This window comes from Sphingobacterium sp. GW821-FHT03E03 (assembly GCF_059420745.1).
In genome coordinates this window covers 21,731-43,785 of record NZ_JBWKUH010000024.1, presented here as the reverse complement: position 1 = coordinate 43,785, position 22,055 = coordinate 21,731, and the positions used below count along the sequence as shown (strand labels likewise).

Annotated in this window: 19 protein-coding genes and 1 tRNA gene; 14 read left to right on the top strand and 6 right to left on the bottom strand. The window is 40.3% G+C overall.

Annotated elements, in window-relative coordinates; genetic code table 11:
* Window positions 1–130: 130 nt before the first annotated feature.
* The 3 genes from acnA to AC07UV_RS20470 all read left to right on the top strand — a co-directional run bounded on the left by acnA (window position 131) and on the right by AC07UV_RS20470 (window position 5,339).
* Window positions 131–2,899 carry an aconitate hydratase AcnA gene (gene acnA, locus AC07UV_RS20480; RefSeq protein WP_282254781.1) on the top strand — a complete coding sequence of 923 codons (2,769 nt, stop codon included), beginning with the start codon at window positions 131–133 and terminating at the stop codon, window positions 2,897–2,899.
* Between the two features lie 278 nt (window positions 2,900–3,177).
* Window positions 3,178–3,744: a pentapeptide repeat-containing protein gene (locus AC07UV_RS20475; protein ID WP_120257851.1), complete on the top strand. Its 567-nt coding sequence runs from the start codon at window positions 3,178–3,180 to the stop codon at window positions 3,742–3,744.
* 209 nt (window positions 3,745–3,953) lie between these two features.
* The gene (locus AC07UV_RS20470; protein ID WP_282254782.1) at window positions 3,954–5,339 is read left to right on the top strand and encodes a WG repeat-containing protein; all 1,386 of its coding nucleotides are present in this window, start codon (window positions 3,954–3,956) and stop codon (window positions 5,337–5,339) included.
* Between the two features lie 74 nt (window positions 5,340–5,413).
* Here AC07UV_RS20470 and AC07UV_RS20465 read toward each other — a convergent pair whose 3' ends face one another.
* Window positions 5,414–6,298 carry a DUF808 domain-containing protein gene (locus tag AC07UV_RS20465; RefSeq protein ID WP_282254783.1) on the bottom strand — a complete coding sequence of 295 codons (885 nt, stop codon included), beginning with the start codon at window positions 6,296–6,298 and terminating at the stop codon, window positions 5,414–5,416.
* 132 nt (window positions 6,299–6,430) lie between these two features.
* On the opposite strand from AC07UV_RS20465, the gene AC07UV_RS20460 reads away from it, so the two are divergent.
* From AC07UV_RS20460 to AC07UV_RS20445, 4 genes are all read left to right on the top strand, one after another.
* Window positions 6,431–6,988: a DUF4256 domain-containing protein gene (locus tag AC07UV_RS20460; protein ID WP_282254784.1), complete on the top strand. Its 558-nt coding sequence runs from the start codon at window positions 6,431–6,433 to the stop codon at window positions 6,986–6,988.
* Between the two features lie 44 nt (window positions 6,989–7,032).
* On the top strand, window positions 7,033–7,893 hold the full coding sequence (locus AC07UV_RS20455; protein WP_495185097.1) for a DUF6265 family protein: 861 nt from the start codon (window positions 7,033–7,035) through the stop codon (window positions 7,891–7,893).
* Between the two features lie 121 nt (window positions 7,894–8,014).
* Entirely contained in the window at window positions 8,015–8,473 is a 459-nt protein-coding gene (locus tag AC07UV_RS20450) for a GyrI-like domain-containing protein (protein WP_282254786.1), read from the top strand.
* Window positions 8,474–8,639: 166 nt separating this feature from the next.
* Window positions 8,640–9,926: a chloride channel protein gene (locus tag AC07UV_RS20445; protein WP_495185096.1), complete on the top strand. Its 1,287-nt coding sequence runs from the start codon at window positions 8,640–8,642 to the stop codon at window positions 9,924–9,926.
* A gap of 122 nt (window positions 9,927–10,048) precedes the next feature.
* Here the strand turns inward: AC07UV_RS20445 and AC07UV_RS20440 are convergent, their stop codons facing one another.
* The 3 genes from AC07UV_RS20440 to AC07UV_RS20430 all read right to left on the bottom strand — a co-directional run bounded on the left by AC07UV_RS20440 (window position 10,049) and on the right by AC07UV_RS20430 (window position 13,145).
* The gene (locus AC07UV_RS20440) at window positions 10,049–11,470 is read right to left on the bottom strand and encodes an RtcB family protein (RefSeq protein WP_282254788.1); all 1,422 of its coding nucleotides are present in this window, start codon (window positions 11,468–11,470) and stop codon (window positions 10,049–10,051) included.
* A 113-nt stretch (window positions 11,471–11,583) separates the two neighbouring features.
* Window positions 11,584–12,681 carry a slipin family protein gene (locus tag AC07UV_RS20435; RefSeq protein WP_495185095.1) on the bottom strand — a complete coding sequence of 366 codons (1,098 nt, stop codon included), beginning with the start codon at window positions 12,679–12,681 and terminating at the stop codon, window positions 11,584–11,586.
* 401 nt (window positions 12,682–13,082) lie between these two features.
* A tRNA-Thr gene (locus AC07UV_RS20430) sits at window positions 13,083–13,145 on the bottom strand.
* A gap of 526 nt (window positions 13,146–13,671) precedes the next feature.
* On the opposite strand from AC07UV_RS20430, the gene AC07UV_RS20425 reads away from it, so the two are divergent.
* A complete protein-coding gene (locus AC07UV_RS20425; protein WP_495185094.1) occupies window positions 13,672–14,268 on the top strand; it encodes a hypothetical protein in 597 nt (198 codons plus the stop codon).
* A gap of 160 nt (window positions 14,269–14,428) precedes the next feature.
* On the opposite strand, the gene AC07UV_RS20420 is transcribed toward AC07UV_RS20425, so the two are convergent.
* On the bottom strand, window positions 14,429–15,682 hold the full coding sequence (locus AC07UV_RS20420; RefSeq protein WP_495185093.1) for an amidohydrolase: 1,254 nt from the start codon (window positions 15,680–15,682) through the stop codon (window positions 14,429–14,431).
* A gap of 187 nt (window positions 15,683–15,869) precedes the next feature.
* Here AC07UV_RS20420 and AC07UV_RS20415 point away from each other — a divergent pair, with 187 nt between their 5' ends.
* From AC07UV_RS20415 to AC07UV_RS20405, 3 genes are all read left to right on the top strand, one after another.
* On the top strand, window positions 15,870–16,490 hold the full coding sequence (locus tag AC07UV_RS20415) for a hypothetical protein (RefSeq protein WP_495185092.1): 621 nt from the start codon (window positions 15,870–15,872) through the stop codon (window positions 16,488–16,490).
* A 3-nt stretch (window positions 16,491–16,493) separates the two neighbouring features.
* Window positions 16,494–16,856: a hypothetical protein gene (locus AC07UV_RS20410; RefSeq protein WP_495185091.1), complete on the top strand. Its 363-nt coding sequence runs from the start codon at window positions 16,494–16,496 to the stop codon at window positions 16,854–16,856.
* A gap of 61 nt (window positions 16,857–16,917) precedes the next feature.
* Window positions 16,918–18,093 (top strand): oxygenase MpaB family protein, encoded by a 1,176-nt coding sequence (locus AC07UV_RS20405; protein ID WP_495185090.1) that lies wholly within the window; start codon window positions 16,918–16,920, stop codon window positions 18,091–18,093.
* Here the strand turns inward: AC07UV_RS20405 and recR are convergent.
* Window positions 18,090–18,704: a recombination mediator RecR gene (gene recR, locus AC07UV_RS20400; RefSeq protein WP_120257865.1), complete on the bottom strand. Its 615-nt coding sequence runs from the start codon at window positions 18,702–18,704 to the stop codon at window positions 18,090–18,092. The genes AC07UV_RS20405 and recR overlap by 4 nt on opposite strands.
* A 116-nt stretch (window positions 18,705–18,820) precedes the next feature.
* On the opposite strand from recR, the gene AC07UV_RS20395 reads away from it, so the two are divergent.
* From AC07UV_RS20395 to AC07UV_RS20385, 3 genes are all read left to right on the top strand, one after another.
* Entirely contained in the window at window positions 18,821–19,525 is a 705-nt protein-coding gene (locus AC07UV_RS20395; RefSeq protein WP_167457254.1) for an LOG family protein, read from the top strand.
* Window positions 19,526–20,261: 736 nt separating this feature from the next.
* Window positions 20,262–20,819 (top strand): RNA polymerase sigma-70 factor, encoded by a 558-nt coding sequence (locus AC07UV_RS20390; protein ID WP_495185089.1) that lies wholly within the window; start codon window positions 20,262–20,264, stop codon window positions 20,817–20,819.
* A gap of 66 nt (window positions 20,820–20,885) precedes the next feature.
* Window positions 20,886–22,025 carry a FecR family protein gene (locus tag AC07UV_RS20385; protein WP_495185088.1) on the top strand — a complete coding sequence of 380 codons (1,140 nt, stop codon included), beginning with the start codon at window positions 20,886–20,888 and terminating at the stop codon, window positions 22,023–22,025.
* Window positions 22,026–22,055: the final 30 nt, after the last annotated feature.

The window sequence follows — 22,055 nt, the reverse complement described above, 5'->3', positions numbered from 1 at the left end:
AACAAATTGCTAATTAGTCACCATCCCATTTTTTGGAAAACGATCAATTGAATGCAATGATTTGTCTAAAAGTTATTACAAACAAATTGGCGGCTATGATTATTATATAGTATATAATAAGTAAATCAATATGAGCAAGGAAAAATCAATCCAGAAAATTGAGATCTATGGAAAAGTTTATCAGTATAGTTCCCTAAGAAATCTACCGGAGGGTGATATCGAACATCTGCCCTTCAGTATTCGGATTCTCCTGGAAAATGTCTTACGTAACCATGATGGATTTAGTATCACGGATGAGCATATCGGCACATTAATCAATTGGTCTCCTCAGCCGGTCGACAAAGATATTCCATTCAAACCGGCACGCATTCTCATGCAGGACTTTACCGGTGTCCCTGCAGTGGTAGATATGGCTTCTTTACGAGCAGAATTTGTTCGACATGGCAAAGATGGTCAAAAAATTAACCCAGCGATCCCCGTTGATCTGGTTATTGACCACTCCGTACAGGTAGATTATTTTGGCACCGAATATTCTTACGACAAAAATGTAGCATTGGAATATGAACGTAACCGTGAACGGTACGAGCTTCTGAAATGGGCTCAAAAAGGCTTAAAAAATTTCACTGTTGTCCCTCCGGGAATGGGAATCTGCCATCAGGTAAATTTAGAATATCTTGCCAAAGGTGTTATTCCCCGTGATAATTGGTTATTTCCCGACACCTTAGTTGGCACTGACTCCCACACCCCTATGGTCAATGGTATCGGTGTCCTGGGCTGGGGTGTTGGCGGTATCGAAGCCGAAGCAGCGATGTTAGGACAACCTATCTTCTTTACCTGTCCGGAGGTGATCGGACTTAAGCTCACAGGTCGTATTCCCGATATCTGTACAGCGACTGATATGGTTCTTTCCATCACGAAAATTCTACGGGATAAAGGTGTTGTCGGAAAATTTGTTGAAGTCTTTGGAGACGGATTAGATACACTGTCCGTCACAGACCGGGCCACCATCTCCAATATGTCACCTGAATTTGGCTGTACGGTCACCTATTTCCCGATAGACGACCGCACACTGGAATACATGCACAGCACCAATAGAACCGAGCAGGAAATCAAGATTGTAGAAGAGTACTGTAAACAAAATCTACTCTGGCGCACAGGAAAAGAACAGATCTTATACTCCTCCGTTGTCGAATTTAATCTAAGCACGCTCGAGCCCACAGTTTCAGGCCCCAAACGTCCACAGGACAAAATTTTGGTCAAGGATTTAAACAATAAGTTTTCACAACTACTCGATAGTGAGCACCATCGACAATACATCCCGATGCCACAACGTTCGGAATCAGCCTGGTTAGCAGATGGCGGATCGGGTACCGAATTTACTTTTGGGAAAGTACCTGTTGAACATGATTCACCACATCAAGTCATTTCAGAGTCTATACATGCGGTAAGAATAAAACACAATCATAAGGAATATATTGTTAGTGACGGTAGTATCGCTATTGCTGCAATTACAAGCTGTACAAATACCTCTAATCCAACAGTCATGATCGGTGCTGGCCTATTGGCCAGAAATGCTATTGAACGTGGGTTACGGACAAAATCCTGGGTAAAGACCTCCTTGGCGCCAGGTTCAAAAGTGGTCACACAGTACCTTGAACGATCGGGGCTCAATGCAGATCTTGACGCGCTCAGATTCCACACTGTAGGCTACGGATGTACCTCCTGTATCGGAAATTCAGGCCCACTCCCACCACAAATTGCCGAAGCAGTTGAGAAAGGTGAGTTGATTGTCGCCTCAGTATTGTCAGGGAATAGAAACTTTGAAGCACGGGTCCATCCACAGGTAAAAATGAATTTTCTGATGTCTCCCATGCTGGTTGTTGCCTATGCCCTTGTTGGTCGCGTGGACATCAATTTGATGGAAGACCCTCTTGATTATGACCCGAATGGACAACCCGTTTATTTGAAAGATATCTGGCCAAGTCGCGAAGAAATTACCAAAACAGTCAACGAATGCGTCAAACAATCTGATTTCCAGGAGGTCTACGACGTTATCTTTGACGGTTCCACGGATTGGCAGGATCTAGCAGTCAATCTTGATCAGAACTATCAGTGGGATGACACATCGACATATATCAAAGAATCCCCATTTTTTGAGAACTTACAGGCTGCTCCGGCACCTATTCAGGACATTCAGAATGCAAGAGTCTTACTTTATTTGGGAGACTCAGTCACAACGGACCATATTTCTCCTGCCGGATCTTTTAAAGAAGAGACCGCCGCTGGAAAATACCTCAAGTCTCACCAGGTCAATAAAGAAGACTTCAACTCCTATGGCTCCAGACGCGGTAATCATGAAGTCATGATGCGTGGCACCTTCGCCAATGTGCGGATTAAAAATAAAATTACCGACCAGGAAGGCGGTTTTAGTAGGTATTTCCCGACGAATGAAGTAAAAACAGTATACGATACTGCAATGGAATATCGCAAAACAGATACGCCTTTGATTGTCTTAGCGGGAAAAGAATATGGATCGGGCTCATCCCGTGACTGGGCAGCCAAAGGCACTTTTCTCCTTGGTGTACGGGCTGTGATTGCCGAAAGTTTTGAACGCATACATCGCAGTAATCTTGTCGGTATGGGCGTAGCTCCACTCGTTTTTATCAATGGAGAAAATGCTGAAACACTCGGACTTGATGGCACTGAAATCTATACCATCACTGGCTTAGCAAATGAGCTAACACCACATAAACTGTTAGATGTAAAAGCTGTCCACGACAATGGGAAGACAACAACATTTCAAGTCAAAGCGAGACTGGATTCAGCCATAGAAATAGAATACTTCAAGAATGATGGTATCTTACAATATGTACTAAGACAATATTTAAAAAACAATTAGTGTTGACCTTGCTGAAGAAGCATGAATGAACAAATAGAAAAAGGGCGCCATTAGACGGCGCCCCTTTCACAACCTATATAAAAACCTACCAGAGTTCTATTAGACGATATTTCCAGCCACCGCATATACAACGATGCAACTACGCCAAAGTTACACCCTTTAACACCTGTTTTTCCTCCCTGAAGTCAGCCATTTTTTATCAACTCCCCTTTCATTATCCATGATAAAAATGTATTTTCGCAGGTAATCAATCCCAATATTTACGCAGCAGAAAAATCATGGATGAACTTGTAGAACAGACGATTTCTAAAGTAAGCTTCAATAGCGAATTGCAGCAAATTAAAGAATTTTATAAATGCACGTTTGAATATTGCGATTTCCAAAATGCCGCATTGGTAGATCTGATCTTTACAGATTGTGAATTTAAATCCTGCAATTTATCCAACATTAAGCTCAAGGGTACTCAATTGGATCACATCCTTTTTCAGGACTGTAAGATGTTGGGGATACAATTCAACGAATGCAGTTCATTCTCTTTCCATATAGAAGTGAAAAATAGCATGCTCGACTATGCTTCTTTTTTTGAACGAAATATGAAGAAATTCAAATTTGAACAGTGTTCATTACAGCATGTCGATTTTGAAAAAGCGAACCTTCAACAGGTAATCTTTAAAGATTGCGACTTTCTGCGTGCCCGATTTGAACAATGCAACCTGGAAGGTTGTGATTTTCGTACCTCCATGAATATCCAGCTGGATCCAGAAACAAATCGTATGAAAAAGAGCAAATTTGAATCAGAGCAATTACCCGGTTTGCTCGCCAAATATCAATTGCTGATCGACTGATAAGATTTTATATCATCAGGCTCCAGAAGAAATCTTTAGCAGGAAATTACGAAATAACGGATTTCAGGGATAAAAGAGCCTATTCTAAATCATCATATTTGCCTATCAATTTTAGGTAGATGAAAATATCATGCCCCTACAATAGCGAATATACCTTGCGCATATGAGCTCATGATAATTTCCTCACCAAAAAAAGCAAATTTATACAGATGAAAAAAACATTCTTATCATTCGCCGTATTAATGGCTGCCAGTACGGTATCTTTCGCGCAGGTCAATAAGGCATTTAAAATTAGTTATGCTATTGTATTCGCAAACAACAGTGGCGGCACGGAGCAAGAAGGCCCTGTTTCCCTTTATGAAGCATATGTCAGCAACGACAAGATAAAAGTTATATCTTCGGCGGAGGGACAAGAGTCCATTTTTCTTGCGAAAAAGAATGAAGATAAATCAACGATCCTTTATCCCTCCCTATCGAAATACACCGTACACGAAGAGGACGCAACCTCCTTCTCCATAAAATTAGTTCCCGGTCAAACTAAAACCATTGCGGGTTATCCTTGCAAATTGGCACAGATTGAGCTCCCCAATATGGAAGATATCGAAGGTAATACCAACTTGTCCATCTGGTATAGCGAGAAGCTACCTGTTATCTATTGGGAAGGTTTTGATATCTTCAAAAAAATTCCAGGCGCTGTACTTCAGGTAACCACACCTCTTGGTGTAGATATTGTCGCACAAAGTGTCGCAAACAGTCAGTTAAATGACAATGACTTTATTGTTCCCGAAGACTATGATCAAGTGGAATCTATCTACGAAGAAAGCCAAGAAGGTGAGGAAAGCAATCAAATGGCCGAAAACCTTTACCTATTTGAAGACAGTACCTCAGGTCTTATGGGATTGCAAGATAATACGCAACAAATCATCGTGCCTGCCCAATATCATTACATTACACCATTTGTAGGTGAAATCAGTGTGGTCCAGTTTAAAAATGAGAAATATGGTGCAATCAACCTTGCAGGAAAAGCAGTTATCCCCTTTCAATACGAATATTTAAGCTATGATGATAATTCGGGACAATTTCTATTCGGTCTAAAAGAAAAATATGGGATACTTGACAAGGCAGGTAAAGTCCTTATTCCGGCAAATTACGATATGATCTCCTTTATCAATGGTGGTTACGCTGTTTTTCAACAAAATGAAAAATATGGCATTTTAAATCAAGCAGGGAAAATCATTGTACCGGCTAGCTATAGTTTCATTTCCGAGAATAATGGCACACATTTTATTAGTGTCGAAAATGACAAATACAGTCTCGTTGATATTAAAACAAACAAAACATTGGCTCCAGCTTACGATTTTATTTCAATAACCGAAGAACCGAATCTTTTCCTTGCGAGTAAAGACGGCAAATACGGCTATTTAAATGGTCAGGGAAAAATTGCCATTCCTTTTATCTACAGCGGTGCAACAGCATTTAGCGATGGTGTAGCATCCGTCTCGAAAGAAGGCTCAGATGACGTCATTCTAATCAATACAAAAGGTGAACAGGTCGAATTGGATGCAGCTGCTGAAGCGGTAGCCGAAGAAATCTAAAGCATAACAGGCTATTCAAAAAATAATGGCTGGTAAAGATTACCAGCCCTATTTTTTTTTATCTATTTACGCTATTAATTCGCGCTTACCGTCTTCTTTTTGCCGAAAATTTTCTTACCTACTGTAAAAAGTAGCACCGCGATAATACCACCGCCCAAGCCGAACAAAAATTCCTTAGCCATAACTGGAAAATTAGGTAATGCATGGTGTAGAAAATCTATATAATGCGAAAAGATACCACCCGAAACCAAAATCAAGGCAATCGTACCTACCACAGCCAATAATTTGATAATAAAAGGCAAAGCGCGAACCAGCAATCTGCCTAAACTGGCCAATGGTCCTTTTTCCTTCGCACTTTTAATCAACTTATATCCAGCATCATCCATCCTGACAATCAATGCTACAATGCCATAAACACCAACTGTAGCAAGTAAAGCAACCACACAAACAGTAATGATTTGCAAGGTCAGACTTTTATCAAGTACCGTTCCCAATGCAATAATCACGATTTCCACAGAAAGAATAAAATCAGTCGTAATAGCTGCCTTGATTTTTGACTTTTCGGCCTCCGTATTATTCTCTTCGATAACCTCCTCAACATTGGGTTCACCAGTCTGATGTTTACGGTGGAACAAATACTCAATAATCTTTTCAACCCCTTCAAAGGCCAGATAAAATCCACCCAAGATCAAGATATATTTGATGGCTATTGGAAAAAAGACATTCAGTAGTAAAGCTATGGGAACGATAATCAGTTTATTCACTAAAGATCCCTTTGTAATGGCCCACAGAACGGGCAATTCCCTAGATGCTAAGAATCCGGTAGCTTTCTCCGCATTCACGGCCAAATCATCACCCAAAATTCCAGCTGTTTTTTTTGTTGCTATCTTACTAGCAACTGCAACATCATCCATTAAAGCCGCAATATCATCTAATATTGCAAATATTCCTGAAGCCATATTTATTAAAAATTTGAACGTAAAAATATAAATTTAATTCAATTCCCAAATAAGTAATTTAATTGGATTACAATAATCGACTATAAACAGATTTATTTTAATTGTGTATTTTAGATTCAAATTATACCAAATATGAAAAAGTCACTTTCAGCTACGGATCAGGCAGCATTATACAAAGTGCTGAAGCAGCGGTTTGATACGAATATGAACAGACATCAGGATCTTGTATGGGAGCAGATACAACATAAACTGGAAGAAAACCCGACCAAGATCTGGAGCCTACATCAAATGGAGCAGAGTGGTGGCGAACCTGATGTTATCGGAATAGATCCCGTTAATGCTGCTTATTTGTTTGTTGACTGTGCCGAGGAAACCCCAAAAGGAAGAAGGAGTTTGTGTTTCGACCAGTCCGCATTGGATTCCAGAAAGGAAAATAAACCGGTAGGCAGTGCCATGGAAACAGCTAAACAGATGGGAGTCGAATTGCTAACGGAAGAACAATATCGACAGTTACAAACGCTGGGGCAATTTGACCTGAAAACATCAAGCTGGATACAGACACCGTCCGATATCCGTAAACTCGGAGGCGCCCTATTCTGTGACCGCCGTTATGATCATGTTTTCACCTACCACAATGGCGCTATCTCCTACTATGCCGCGCGTGGCTTTCGAGCAGTATTATACGTTTAACCAAAAAGGAATAACAAGCTAACTTAAAATAGATTACATCAAAAATGAAACAGTCTATCATCTTATGGCTTAGCCTCATCTGCATCTTGTTTTCGCGATCAGTATTCGCGCAAGCCCCCTTTCCCGCGTTTCTCCAGGGCACCTGGAAAGTAGCCGATAAAGAACGCTATGAACACTGGGATCGCATGAGCGACGGTGAATTAAAGGGTGTTTCTTACAGCATTAAAAATGACCAAAAAATCGTCAGTGAGTATCTGAAAATCAAAAAACTCGGCGACAAAGTTATTTACACCGCTTTGGTAATCGGTCAAAATAATGGAAGAGAAATAGACTTTGAATTGACTTTTAAGGATAGCACCTATTCGTTTATCAATGAGCACCACGATTTTCCCAACCGAATACGTTATAAACAGCTTGCCGGAGACCGTATTCATATTTCAGTTGAAGGGAAATCCGGAAAAGCACATGCTTTTTATGTCCACAAAATAAAAAATGACAGTCTGAGTGAAAACCCCAATTATGATCGCGACTTAGCTGCCAAGTTGGGCGCTGACGACTATGGTATGAAAAGTTATATTTTCGTGCTGTTAAAAACTGGCCAAAATAAAACCACAGATAAACAACTGATCAGCGAAAGCTTTAAAGGACATATGGAAAATATTGGCCGTTTGGTCAAGAATGGGCAGTTGATTGTAGCTGGCCCATTTGGAAAAAATGACAGTGGATTTCGAGGTCTTTTTATCCTCAATAAGGTTGCAACAATTGAACAGGCCAAAGAAATACTTCAAACAGATCCAGCAATTAAAAATGGTCTTTTGGAACCCTTATACTATTCTTGGTACGGCTCAGCAGCATTATCCGAATATCTACCTTTTTCTGAAAAAATATGGAAAAAAGAACATTGATTTACTACCATTCATAAGATTTGGGATCCATTGGGAAGAATCTATTTTTTTCACTCCAGCATTCCCTAATGACAAGCTGTTGTCAGCTGTCAAATCTATTTTTGAGAAAAATATAAAACGCATGGAAAATAGATCTATACCTTCTTTCAATATTATTGGAATTGCTATACGTACAAGCAATCAGAACAATCAAGCCGCCAAAGATATTCGTGAACTATGGGCCCGGTTTTTCGAAAATGATATCATGAACCGGATTCCAAATAAAGTATCCAATGAGCTCTATTGTGTTTACACAGAATACGAAAGGGATCACACCTTGCCCTACACAACTTTATTAGGTTGTAAGGTTGCTCATCTTGATGATCTCCCGGAAGATATGGATGGCATACGCATCGAAGAAAGTCTGTATCACCATGTTGAGGCTGAAGGAAACCTGGCGGCAGGTATTGTTTACGATGCCTGGTTAAACATCTGGGAAGCCGATCTTCCAAGAGCATTTTCAGCAGATTTTGAAATATACGGTGAGAAAGCACAAAACCCAGAGCAGGCAAAGGTTGATATTTTCATTGCACTCCAATAGCCAAAGATTTCGTTACATCATTCAGGGCAAAAACAGTCAAGCCTGTTAAAGCCCTGACAACTTTTATTTACTTTCTAGTGAATGTAACAAAACGTATGTCAGACCTCTCTTGCATTTATTTTAGCCAAAATATCTTTTACCTTTGTGCCGATTTAATTAAACTAAAATGCAGGACACCACAGCCCACCGTAAGAAAATCGTACGATACAGCTACATAAAATTAATCGGAAGTTCAGTTTTCGTAAGCCTGCTATGTTGCCTGCTCGCTTACAGCCTGAAACATATTACCGGATATGTACAGGAAAAAATAGCTGAAGGCGTTTTAAACTGGGATCCTAGACTATTTATCCTATTACCAAGTGTAGGAATTACAGCGATATATTTTCTACGAAAGTATGCTTTTCAAAACCGGAAAAACAAAGGAATCAAGGAGATTTACACAACGCTGGAAACACGAAAGGATCATTTGCCTTTTTTCAAAATACCATCCCACTATATCAACGGCTTTTTGACCGTTATTTTTGGCGGATCAACTGGTATTGAAGTTTCTACTGTAGTAGCCACAGCCACTGTAGGAAACCAGGCCTATAAGCGTCTTCACCCTGCTTGGGCCTATAAAACAGAACTGATCTGCGCGGGCGTTATTGCCGGTGTAACACTATTGTTTGGCAGTGCGCTTGGTGGCTTGTTATTTGCCTTTGAAGTCATCGCCAGAAAATACAACAAAACACTATTGATCAGTGGCATCAGTTCCATGTTGGTCGCCTCGCTATTCGTACACTATATGGATGACAGTCCTTTGTTCAACTTTGCAGCGAAGCAATGGCAATGGCAGGCCGTCCCTTTTATCGTCTTACTAGGCCTAATCGCTGGTCTATTAGCCTTGTATTTCACTAAAATTGTGATCTATGCAAAATCTTTCTTTGCCGGAATAAAGAATAATTTTATCCGGGTCAATTTGGGAGCCATTACAGTGGGAATCTTGATCTTCTTTTTGCCAGCCCTATATGGCGACAGCTATCACGGTCTCGGAGAAATCCTGGAAAGTAGTTTACATGGATCTATCAATTGGCTCTACTTTCTTCCGTTACTGCTATTAGTCCTATTAAAACCGCTTGCAGCAGCACTTACCCTAGGGGCTGGTGGTGATGGAGGTGTCTTCGCCCCCAGTATTGTAACAGGCGCACTTTTAGGTGTATTTTTTGCGCAACTGTGCAATCACTATCTGGGCACCCATCTTATTGTCATTAATTTTGCACTATTTGGAGCCGCAGCGATGCTTTCTGCTGCCATCCATGCACCATTTACTGCGATTTTCATTATTGCCAGCATCGTCCCTTCAGGTTATCTACTATTTGCACCCTTATTAGTGGTAAGTGTCATCGCCAAAATACTTTCCAAAAGGATCTATCCTTATAATGTATATACCTACAAGGAAGTCGCCCATAACTAACAGCCAGCATTGACTTCAAGGGGTCTGTCTCCAAATTGAAAATACTAACAGACAAGAAAAAGGATCAAAATTCATTAAGAATTTGATCCTTTTATTTAATTTAATAAAGCTTCAAAATACCCCTAATCTTCGCGGCTACCATCATCAGCCATACGGACAATTTTTGGTGAGAACTTTGCGACGACGTCCACCAACTCCTCTTGCGAGGCCATGACGGTATGGATGTCTTTGTAGGCCATGGGTGCTTCATCCATCCCGGCTCCCAAAAGTGTAATCCCCCGATCAGCAAGCATATCTTTCAACTCAGCAGCGGAAAGCGTCTTGATTGCTTGTGTACGGCTCATCAATCGTCCTGCACCATGAGATGCCGATTGGATAGCAGCCATCTCCCCTTTTCCGCGCACCAGAAATCCAGGAGTAGCCATGGAACCCGGGATAATTCCCATTACGCCTTTTGCCGCAGGAGTAGCTCCTTTTCGGTGTACCACAACCTCCCGGTCATTCCAGGTCTCTTTCCATGCAAAATTATGATGGTTTTCAATTTTGGCTAGTAACTCCGCCCCCAAAGCATCTTTGATCTTGTCATGAATAACTTCATGGCAGGCCGAAGCATAATCACCAGCCAGATTCATTGCCAACCAATATTCTTGTCCTTCCATTGTATTTAAATCCAGATAAGCCAGATTTTGAGCTTGATAGGGTAACTTACATAAAGTCTTCGCCAATTTGGTGTAATGAGCAGCCACAGTTGCGCCTAGACCCCGGGATCCCGAATGTGTCAACAAACCCAGGTAAAGTCCTTTCTCAATGTTCAGCACCTCGTCCTTTTCAACAAACTCCACAATCCCAAATTCCACAAAGTGATTCCCTCCACCGGAAGAACCTAACTGTGTCCATGCCTTATCTTTTAAGGATTTAAGCAGATCATTTTCTGCAAACAATTTATTGTCCAGGACGGCATGATCCACACGTTCATGCTTCAGATAGCCATTTCCGGCACCAAATCGCGTATGTTTCAGAATAGTCTCTTTTAATGTCGCCGCATCTGTATCCAATAAGGATGCTGGCAGATCAAAGATGGACAAAGCCATTCGGCAACCAATATCAACGCCAACTCCGTAAGGAATTACAGCATTATCAGTGGCCAATACACCGCCGATCGGCAGTCCGTACCCTTGATGGGCATCGGGCATCAAAGCGCCAGCAACAGTAACCGGCAGCTTCATGGCTACTTTCATCTGTTCTTTAGCTCCTGCTTCTATTCCGGACGCGCCATAAATCGTATACTCCACAGGATCTTCATTCAAAGCAATTAATGTGGCATCAACAACATCCTGTCCTAATATGGCCTCTGCCAACACACTGAAAATAGTATCTTCAGTATACGCTGTTGGATTTTCCAGCACAGATTTAAATTTGGCTAACATTTCTGCTCGCGTAAAACCATGTCGCTTGCTGTTGATTTTCAACGCAGCACCCAATGTATGGTTCTCTTTATATCCTAATGCAATCAGATCATTGCCATTAATTCTTTTATTTTCCATTTTCATCTTTTTTAACAAGGGGGATCTTTCCAATCCCAAGCAGGTAGCAATACCTCTTTACAATTGCTACCCGCACCTCTTTTATCCTCAATTTTATTAACTTACCTTTGTTGTTACTTCACAAACAACTGCTTTAATTGATCTACAATCTGCCCATTTCCCGAAATAGAGATGTTATTGATCCTTTCGGCAATTTTCTCCACATACTCCATTTCCTTCAATTTAAACAACATTGCATTCTCCTCCATAAGTTTTGCCGTATTCAGCAAACTTCTAGTCGAAGCAGTTTCTTCACGGCGCATAATAATATTTGCCTGAGCGCGCTTTTCAGCGATCAACACCTGGTTCATGATATCACGGACATCCCCTGGCAGAATAATATCTTTGACTCCGCAAGTTAATAGACGTAAGCCTAATCCAGCAATATACTCCATCGTATTTTGCAAAATATAAGTGCTTATCTCTGTCTTCTTTTCCATCAGTTCATCCAGCGTCATCTGACCGATATATGTCCGGAGATTTAATTGCATCACAGCATACAATTGCTTCTCATATTCCTTATTATCCAACAGCGCTTTGACGATATCAACGATTTGATATTGCAACGTGAAATTGATCCGTATTTGCGCTTTGTCCCGCGATAGAATCTCCTGACCTACCACATCCAAAGTTAACACACGCATATCTGCTTTTGACACCGCAATAGTCTTTGCGTTCTTCCACCAATAATACATTCCTGGATCCAAAATTTCTGTAAACACGCCATCAACAAAAAGTAATCCTTTTTCATTTGGTTCAACTTTGTATTGACGGATATAATAAGCCAACGTTTGCTTTTCAAACAATTGACGGTTGACAGAAACTGGTATTTCGATCTCCGAAATATCCTCCAGCTGAAATTTACGCACTTGCAACCCTTTCCAGAACACATGTCTACCTGCTGCCAAGGTCTTTTCAAAATTATTGTTTAAGAAAACCAGCGCAATTGCCGTATCCGCCACTTCGACAATATCCACCAGTTCACGAAAGCCCTCCACCTGTAAGAGCACATCAATGTTATGGATAGACGGAAACGAATTTGCCCTATTGTATACCTCCAGTTTTTCACCGAAACCCAACCAGTACTTACCGGCTTCCAATACACGGATAACTTGGTTATTTTTAACCACCAATCCAATTTCATTGACATTTACTTGTACTCTTTTCATCATATTTATTGTTTATACTATTTTCCAATGACAAAATTTGCTATGAGCTGCCCATCAATGCCGAGCGGGATCAAAAAGAGCCCATACGGAGCTTTACCGTAGAAGCGTTCGAAATGGTCGCCTTAGCGATCCACGACAACGCTCATCCTGTATCGTCTCTGTATGAGATGTTCCCGATCACGGGCTCCACACCGACTGCCATGAAGAAAAACGAAGTTCTCCTCAGTGCCGGACAGACTATAGCAAGCTTTATTTAAATAACCTTTTTAAAGAAGGTATAACTTTCAAAACCAGAACCTAAATTCTGTGCAATACCCTTATGCTATTCCATCCGAAAATGGAAGTGGGATTCGAACCCACACGATTGAGTTGTTGTTCTAACCAAGCTGAACTATCCTGATTGCTCAGGAGCAGGAGTCGAACCTGCGACCTACAACGGAACTGCCGTGCTCTACCCTTGAGCTACCTCTTTCGAGGGAAGGATTCGAACCTTCAACCCTGGTGGCAACATTCTCTCATGCTCTTCTTCTTATCAGTATATTGAGTCCCATCGGGAACAATACTATCCTGCTATACAGAAACAGGAGACTAGGATGCAAATCAAAGAATGAGAGTTTTTTTATACTTCTCCTAAAAAGAAGTACATATCTTAAAAGCATTTTGCTAGTTTCATCAAAGAACGTTTATCATTGCTGACATTACAAAGATCGCTCTGTTAACGTGCAGACCATTTGCGCAATAAAATAAAACACAAATAAAATAACAAAAACAAGCACAACATACTGATAATAAGCTATAAAAATTTAAAAACAAATGTTAGCATTAAAAATTAGAGCCCAAATTGCGCATTTATATTGCGTAGATTAACAGTGACTAGACGAGAGATTTGCCTAGATGATCATTAGATAACAATAAATATCACTGATTTCCATGAGAAAGCTATCCGATAGAAGTGCTATTTTTACACAGTCATAAATAAAATGAATTTATTAAATGAGAACAAAAACATTATTGGCTATACTGGTTATCTATTTTGCCGCTACAGGTTGCACGGGTTCAAATCCTAAAAATAATGCTGTAAAGCCCGCTGGCGACAGCCTAACAACAAAAAGTAGCGCTGATACTGCGAAAGCCAGCGATCAGGTAAAGTCAACAACAGATCTTGATCCAGCCAAAGTATGGCTGGAGCGCATTTTTCACTGCAATGATGATAAATCTGGGAAGTATTGTTATTATCTGGACAAGGAAGAAGCCCTCTGCACGGCACGTTTTATGAAGTTTTTGCAAGATGCCAATGAAATCTATGGTCCCTCCAATCTAACGGACGCAGAATTACCGGAGGCGGAAGCGCGATACAAAGCGAAGTGGGGAAAAATTTATCCCCTCTACACGCAAGAAATGTGGTTATTCGGCCGAGGTAACGATGATGCCCTGGCCATTAATACCGTCGAGATCAAGAAGCTAAGCACAGGCAAGTACAGCGTATTTATAGATTATGGTAACAATATAAAAACGCAAAATGAGGTTCAGCTGGTTCTTGAAAACAGTAACTATAAAATTGATTATTGCAAGACAAGCTTTGTACAATAAAATCTTCGTACTTTCCGCAGTACAGCCAGGATAATCAATGGAAGGTTTTTTCTGACCAATATACCGAGCTGACAGACAATTCAAAAAAAAAACCACTTTTTATCACTAACGGATAAAAAGTGGCAATATAATAAAACAATAAATGGGGCGTGTAAGCAGATCAAATTGGAGACGAATTGCTCCACTTGACGATATTCCCTTTGTGCAGTAGGCCATCGACAGCTGAGATACGTGATACAGCTTCAGCAGAGCAGCTTGCATCCACCAATAGGAAACTCGCTTCATCTCCTACCTTTGGCCATACTTGTTGACCACTATCGTCCAAAGGTAATTTTCCATTTGTCGCATAGTGTAGGCAACGGGACAGATCAAATTCCGTCTCATAACCATAGAGTTGCGCAGCAAGGTTTGCTTTTTGCAACATATTCCCACTACCGAAGGTCCCCCAGTGATCCTGTACATTATCATTTCCGGTAAGTACCTCCACTCCTGCTTTCCGCAGTTGAGGCAATGGCATCAGCATATTGCGAAACGGGACTGAACTCGCAATACCGACCTTGGCGGAAGCCAAGCGTTCAGCTGTATATTGAAGATCTTTTTGAGACATATAGCCCAATGCAAAAGCATGACTGATAAATGTCCGTCCCTGCAGTGCGGGATTCTCAAGTACTTTATCTATTAAGTAATGGATCGTTTTGACACCAGATTCACCCCCCTCATGCAGATGGATATCGATTCCCTTTTTGTTGTCCAAAGCTAACTGAACAGTCAAATCCATAGGTTTTTCGATGCTTCCATCGATACTATAGGGATCTAGACCGCCTATAAAATCAACCTTATCCCAAGCGGCAATTTCCTTCATCAGCCCAGCAGAGTCCGTATAATATAAGCCATGTTGTGGGAAAGCTACCAATTCTGCGCCAAAGGAATCTTTCACATGTTCCAATGCCCGCAATAGATTTGCTAATGATTTGCTGCCAGAGGTTGGATCGACATTAAAATGTGTTCTTGCAAAATTAGTTCCGTAGCCCTGTAGCAACATGATTAGCTTTTCAGCCCTTTCCACCGAGGTTTTAAGCAGTTCCGGAATAATTTCCTGCTCGCGGGCAATCATATCCTTCACGGTTCTATTTTTAGGAAATACAGCCTTCCAAGGTAGACCATAAAGGGTTTTATCCAAATGGATGTGCATATCCCTAAAGGCAGGTAAGGCCAATTTTCCCTTCGCATCAAATCCACCAGAGCCAACTGTAGTTTGACCCGGCCGAATTTCCTTTATCTTTCCGTCCGCTATTGTTACCGTAAAGAGTGCCGTATCAGTTCCAACAATTTTCCCTTCACTATAGAGAAAACCTGTTTCCAATCGTACATTTTCTAATGTATACTGTTCGTTGTGCTGATTGAGTTCATTCATGAAAATATCATTTTTTTCAAAGCTAAGCTATTTAGCCCCTTTTGCTTTGTAGATATTATCACAACATTTGTAAATATTATGGCTGTGGCCTAAAATATGAAGTCTGCATGAATTTTCTCTTAATCCTGTGTTTAATACAAAAATATAGTTACTTTGAACTCGTTTTATAAAACACCACTTTCGTAATATGCAGATTGAAATTGATCACAATTTTTATGAAATAGTCAGTTGGGACAAAGATTATATCCAAATTCAAGGGACAGATTCCCCCTTTCGTGTGTATGCCCCGCCTTTTTATGATATTGCCTCCCTCAAGCAATATATCAGACTCAATCCGCCAACACCTTCCGGACATGATCGGTCCTATTCCTACCTGGAAAATCCCTATCATTTATTTACAAAACCCTACCTGGTTAAGGTTTTTCATACCTCAGCGGCACCTGTTATTGAACTTAAATCAAGCAGTATCTGCGTTCACCAACGAAAGACTGTAAATACACTCAAGTTGCTCAAGCCCTGGAGTCAGGAATTGTTATACAATGAACTGATCAAAAGGATAACTTATTGGGAAGAACAGCTGGACAACTACGCAAGTTCAGCAATCCGTATAGGCAAGCTATCTACCAGGAATTATAAAATCAAGGGCAATGAAATCTATTTTTCATCCCGATTGATTGATTTTGATAAAGAACAGATTAATCTGGTTGTTTTAGCAGCATTTTGTAAATTTTCCAAAAAAAACAAGGATGAGTCAGAAGCGATCTATAACTTGTACATCCCCAACTGGAGAACATTTAATGTATATTAAGACATGGCAGACATCAGCATACAATTAACAATAACAGAAGACAGCAACTTTGAATCGCTGCGAAACGATCCAATACAATTCTCAAAATTATTAGGCACCGAACAGCAGCGACTCATTGATGATCATGTTGTTGGTCAGCTCGATGATCAAGATGGTGCTCCGACACTGACAGATTTTAGCATCAGCAATATGCTCTTTGATCGCATGACGTTAAAGGGTTCCTTTCGCCTTCATTTCAAAATTTCCCGACAATTCTGCTGTAGCGACATCTCTTCATGCCAGACAGATTATATGGATTTTAACTTTATAAAAGAAGATAAAAAAATCTATGTAACAGGAAGTTATACGCTATGGACAATTCAATAAATTTACCCATTTAAAATCGACAACAGATCAGTTGATTCCAAGTTAGGTATACCATTTAAAAATGAAAAAACCCGAGCGCTATAAAATTAACACAACCTCCTTTTCCTATTATTGGACCAAGGGTATCGGTGCTAAGTTACTAGATAAGTTGCCCAATAAACCAAATCTGGTTGATGCGGATCAATATATTCCATTGTTATATCAATACGATGAGGCCTGTGACCGATTGGTAGAACATTTACATCTGAAAATTGGCTTTACAAAAGGGCAACAATTGATTCGGGACTACCTGCAGGGCAAAGCCATCGAAAGCGTTTACGATAAACTGATTTCGGATTTTATGAACACCTTGGCTATAGAGCCTCAATGGCTCAATTGGCAGAAAGTACAACAGGGAATTGCGCTCAGTCAGCGCTCAGGATTGACCGGACTCATTGTATTACGCGATTATTGTCTCATGGGTGGTTACGAATCCAGCGCGATCAACAAACCCTTGATTTTTACTGGCGCACTTAAAAAAGGTGCCGTCAAACGCTTAACCGAGACGGTAACATTTTGGGTCGACATCACCGCTGACCAGGCATTACGAAAAGGTGGTATTGGCTTTGAAGCCATTCTATTGACGCGATGTATCCATTCCTTCGCTCGCTTGAATATATTGAAACATGGTGATTGGGCCACTGACAAATGGGGTATCCCTTTAAATACTTGGGATATGTTGGCAACGAATTTAGGTTTTTCATTAGTTTACTTAATTGATCTTAAACAAATGAAATTCAATTTATTAGAAATCGAAATAAATGGAATCATGCACCTTTGGAAGTATATCGGAAGCTTATTGGGTATTCCATTGGATCTGCTTCCAGACACTGAGGGAGAAGCCATCAAAGCCCTATACTATTGGACCATGACCCAAAAAGAAGGCGATCAGGACAGCATTGCATTAGCCCAGGCCCTTATGGAAGAACCCGTACATGCAGCTTACCCGACAAGCAAGTTTGGCAGAAAATTAATGCGGGAGGTACATTTGTACTATAACAACTATCTCCTGGGCAATTACTCCTGCAAACTTTTGGGACTGGAAAAGACAACGATCGGTAAGATTGCCTACTTCAATATTCTTAAAAACAAAAAGGAAAATAGCCAGATCCTAAAGGATGAGGTTAGGCAGCAACAAATACGGAAGGGCCGAAAAGTCCATGAGGAAGTCAAAGAGATCTATTTGAAATACAACTAGCCAACATGACGTTCGTAAGGCACCCTGGTAGCGATTGATCGACCCAAGGTGAGCTCATCGACATATTCCAATTCACCCCCAAATGCGATACCGCGCGCGATTGTTGTAATCTTGATATTAAACTCGCGCAATTTCCGGTACAGATAAAAGATGGTTGTGTCCCCTTCCATCGTTGCTGAAAGCGCTAAAATAACCTCCTCAACACCACCCCGTTGAATACGGTTGAGTAATCCTTCGATTTTAAGGTCAGCAGGACCTATTCCGTCCATTGGCGAAATCAGCCCCCCTAATACATGATAAACACCTTGGTAAGAATTTGTGTTTTCAATGGCCATAACATCACGTGTATCTTCCACCACGCAGATGAGGCTCTTTTCACGTTTAAACGATCCACATATTTCACAGGTCGCATGATCGGAAATATTAAAACATTCCTGGCAATATTGAATATCTTCTTTCAACCGGTCGATGGACGCCGTAAATCGGGCCACCTCGGGATCGGATTGCTTCAATAAATGCAAGACCAGCCTTAGGGCTGTCTTTTGTCCCACACCCGGTAATTTACCAAATTCCGCAACCGCGTTCTCAAGAAGTTTAGAAGAAAAATTCATAATGCAAATGTAAGAATAATCGCAAAAAGTAGCTAGTATTAAAAAAATAGCTATATTGTATTCCTTTTTAAAAAAAATGGGTTTTAGAAATTAAATGTATAACGTTATATATGGACATTACAAAAGAAGATAAAATTATCCGCGCTTTTGAGAACAAAACATGGCAGGAAATTAAGGTTAAAGATTCATGGCAGATTTTTAAAGTCATGTCAGAATTTGTGGACGGGTTTGAAAAATTGGCTAAAATTGGCCCCTGTGTATCCATATTTGGTTCGGCACGCACACCACGTGAACACAAATATTACCAAATGGCTGTAGATATCGCTGCGCTACTAACTGAACGTGGATATGGTATTATATCTGGAGGTGGCCCGGGGATTATGGAAGCTGCAAATAAAGGTGCTTATGAGTCTGGCGGAAAATCTGTGGGTTTGAATATTGAACTTCCATTTGAACAATTTCACAACAAATATATTGATCGGGATAAACTACTTGAGTTCAAATACTTTTTTGTACGAAAAGTAATGTTTATGAAATACTCCCAAGGTTATATCGTTATGCCTGGTGGCTTTGGAACAATGGATGAACTCTTTGAAGCGATTACCTTGATTCAAACAGGTAAGATTGCCCGCTTCCCAATTGTATTGGTTGGTTCAGAGTACTGGAAAGGCCTTATGGACTGGGTGCAAAATACCATGTTATCAAACAAATATATCAGTGAAGAAGATCTCAAACTTTATCGCATCGTTGATACAGCTGAAGAAGCAGCAGATCATATTTTCCGTTTCTATGATAAGTATCTGTTGAAACCAAACTTCTAATCGCTATAACATTAAATAAAACAGAAAAAAGAGTATCTAAGCAATTTGGATACTCTTTTTGTGTTTTTGTGCACTCGCCATCTATTCGCAACCTTCCATCTTAATGAAAATCAGGCCTATTCTAGCATTAAAGCTTTTTTTACGCATTGATACGACTACTTCACTTCGTGTTTGTCAGGCATAAATAAACAGCATTTTAACCTTAAACAAAAAGAAATATTTCAAATACATCAGTTAAAAAAAAGCACAACCTATCTGTTCGTTCGATGCAGGTATATAGCGGTCTCGCTTCCCCAGTACAGATATAGCACCTCTTAAGTACAGATAAAGCACAGATAAAGTACTATGTTGTTACAAAACGAAATGTACTTTAACAGTGCTTTAAACGAGCTATTAGACTACTGAAAACGGATAAAATACAAAAATTGATATCTTGATTAATTTTAACTACTAGACAATCTAACCTGACACCATAAAGCGCATATAGCTGTACAAAAGAGCAGCGCTCACCGCTACGATTATTCATCCTTGCAGATCTTCTAACCAAGCTCAACGTCTGGCTTATTTACTGAAAAACGAACTTTAGTCCTGGAGACCAAAACAGACAATGCCTTATACAATTGGGCTGGCAATATTAATTTTAAAAATTGGAATATTCCTAATTTAGTAACTACATTTACAACACGAATTATATAGTCAGATAACATAACCGAAGAAAAACAGATTATTGTCTCAGATGAAAGATAGTGGGAGCCATTCGGATGAAGAGTTGATTCTATTGATTCAACAGGATGATAATATCGCTTTTGAAGCATTGTATGAGCGCTACTGGAAGAAGCTCTACTATCAGGCTGCCCGAAAAACAGATTCGCTGGAGGATGCACAGGAAATCGTTCAGAATATCTTCACCTCTATTTGGATCCGAAGACAGCAATTGCATATAGAGAGCAACGTCTCCTCCTATCTCGCAGTCGCTGTGAAATACAAGGTCTTTAAATATCTGGCACAGCGTTATAAACGAGAAACCTTTCAGCAGGATAATGATTGGGTAGATTTTGATAACTCCACCGAAGATTGGCTTCAATTTGAGGAATTGCGGGCCCGGTTGGAACAAGTTGTCTCAACCTTACCCGAGAAATGCCAGCTTATTTTCAAACTATCCCGTGAACAAGGACTGACTTACAAACAAATTGCGAATGAACTTGATATCTCCGTGAAGACAGTTGAAACTCAATTAAGTCGTGCCTTAAAAAAAATACGGGCTGGTATTCAGCGCTTTCTGATTACTTTATAATTTTTTTCACCCGGCTGTCAGGGTACTGCCATATTTCGGGAACTATATAGAAAATAACCCCTAAATATGGTTGATAACAATCAATTTGAAATTAAGCAATTAGCTTATAAATGGCTTCAAGGCACCTGTACTGAAGAAGAGGAGGTGTATTTACAGCAATGGTATAAAGAAAATAGTGAAGAACCCCTCCCTATTCCTGAGCAAATCGCAACGAGTGAACAAGAGCTTAAGGAACGTTTATTTTCGAATATCAAGCAGCAAATAGAAAGCTCTAAAATCAAACCGATTTCAAGATGGTACAAATTGGCTGGAATTGCTGCTGCATTGTTACTCCTATTTGGACTTCCGCTTTATCTCGTACAGCACACGGACTATGAGCAAGTAACGAAAATAGCTACAGTTCAAAAAGAGGTTCATCCTGGGACAAAAGCTGCTGTATTAACCTTAGCAGATGGAACCAAAATAGATCTATCCGACAATAAACAGCATATTCTACATCAAGATGCAAAGGTAAAGATCACGACGACTGCGGAAGGTACGGTTCAATATCAGTTTACAGCCGGTAACAGGAATCCTGGTCATAGAACAAATACCATAGAAACACCGATTGGTACAGAATATAATATCATACTTGCAGATGGCAGTAAGGTATGGTTAAATGCCGGCTCCAAACTGACCTTTCCCGAGACTTTCGCATCCAACAACAGGGAGGTAACATTGTCCGGTGAAGCTTATTTTGAGATTACACCAGATAAGAAAAAACCCTTCTACGTCAATGCAGAACAGCAGATCATCCGGGTTTTCGGAACGCATTTTAATGTACAGTCTTATCCGAACGAGAACAACAGGACCACCCTTGTCGAAGGTTCAGTACAGGTGACACAATCTGGTCGATCCAAGATGTTAAAACCAGGACAGGCCGCATTCAGCAGGAATAACAATTTGCTTGTCCAGGACGTGAACATTGAAGAAGCGATAGCCTGGAAAAATGGCTTCTTCTATTTCGAATCTACACCGGTCAAGGAAGCCCTGTCCGCTATAAAACGTTGGTATAATGTGGATATCATCTACAAAGGAACCAATGAAAAACGTGAACTGACCGGAAAAATAAAACGCAACTCCACCGCGCAACAATTGATTGAAACACTCAACTTCCTCGATATTAAATGCCAATTAAAAAACAACAAAATTGAAGTAGAACTCTAACGTATAAAAATATAGAACACATTTACCAAC

Bases quoted from the DNA above. Each gene is read 5' to 3' on its own strand.
- acnA (WP_282254781.1), top strand. From the start codon at position 131: ATGAGCAAGGAAAAATCAATCCAGAAAATTGAGATCTATGGAAAAGTT.
- AC07UV_RS20475 (WP_120257851.1), top strand. From the start codon at position 3,178: ATGGATGAACTTGTAGAACAGACGATTTCTAAAGTAAGCTTCAATAGC.
- AC07UV_RS20470 (WP_282254782.1), top strand. From the start codon at position 3,954: ATGAAAAAAACATTCTTATCATTCGCCGTATTAATGGCTGCCAGTACG.
- AC07UV_RS20465 (WP_282254783.1), bottom strand. From the start codon at position 6,298: ATGGCTTCAGGAATATTTGCAATATTAGATGATATTGCGGCTTTAATG.
- AC07UV_RS20460 (WP_282254784.1), top strand. From the start codon at position 6,431: ATGAAAAAGTCACTTTCAGCTACGGATCAGGCAGCATTATACAAAGTG.
- AC07UV_RS20455 (WP_495185097.1), top strand. From the start codon at position 7,033: ATGAAACAGTCTATCATCTTATGGCTTAGCCTCATCTGCATCTTGTTT.
- AC07UV_RS20450 (WP_282254786.1), top strand. From the start codon at position 8,015: ATGGAAAATAGATCTATACCTTCTTTCAATATTATTGGAATTGCTATA.
- AC07UV_RS20445 (WP_495185096.1), top strand. From the start codon at position 8,640: ATGCAGGACACCACAGCCCACCGTAAGAAAATCGTACGATACAGCTAC.
- AC07UV_RS20440 (WP_282254788.1), bottom strand. From the start codon at position 11,470: ATGGAAAATAAAAGAATTAATGGCAATGATCTGATTGCATTAGGATAT.
- AC07UV_RS20435 (WP_495185095.1), bottom strand. From the start codon at position 12,681: ATGATGAAAAGAGTACAAGTAAATGTCAATGAAATTGGATTGGTGGTT.
- AC07UV_RS20425 (WP_495185094.1), top strand. From the start codon at position 13,672: ATGAGAACAAAAACATTATTGGCTATACTGGTTATCTATTTTGCCGCT.
- AC07UV_RS20420 (WP_495185093.1), bottom strand. From the start codon at position 15,682: ATGAATGAACTCAATCAGCACAACGAACAGTATACATTAGAAAATGTA.
- AC07UV_RS20415 (WP_495185092.1), top strand. From the start codon at position 15,870: ATGCAGATTGAAATTGATCACAATTTTTATGAAATAGTCAGTTGGGAC.
- AC07UV_RS20410 (WP_495185091.1), top strand. From the start codon at position 16,494: ATGGCAGACATCAGCATACAATTAACAATAACAGAAGACAGCAACTTT.
- AC07UV_RS20405 (WP_495185090.1), top strand. From the start codon at position 16,918: ATGAAAAAACCCGAGCGCTATAAAATTAACACAACCTCCTTTTCCTAT.
- recR (WP_120257865.1), bottom strand. From the start codon at position 18,704: ATGAATTTTTCTTCTAAACTTCTTGAGAACGCGGTTGCGGAATTTGGT.
- AC07UV_RS20390 (WP_495185089.1), top strand. From the start codon at position 20,262: ATGAAAGATAGTGGGAGCCATTCGGATGAAGAGTTGATTCTATTGATT.
- AC07UV_RS20385 (WP_495185088.1), top strand. From the start codon at position 20,886: ATGGTTGATAACAATCAATTTGAAATTAAGCAATTAGCTTATAAATGG.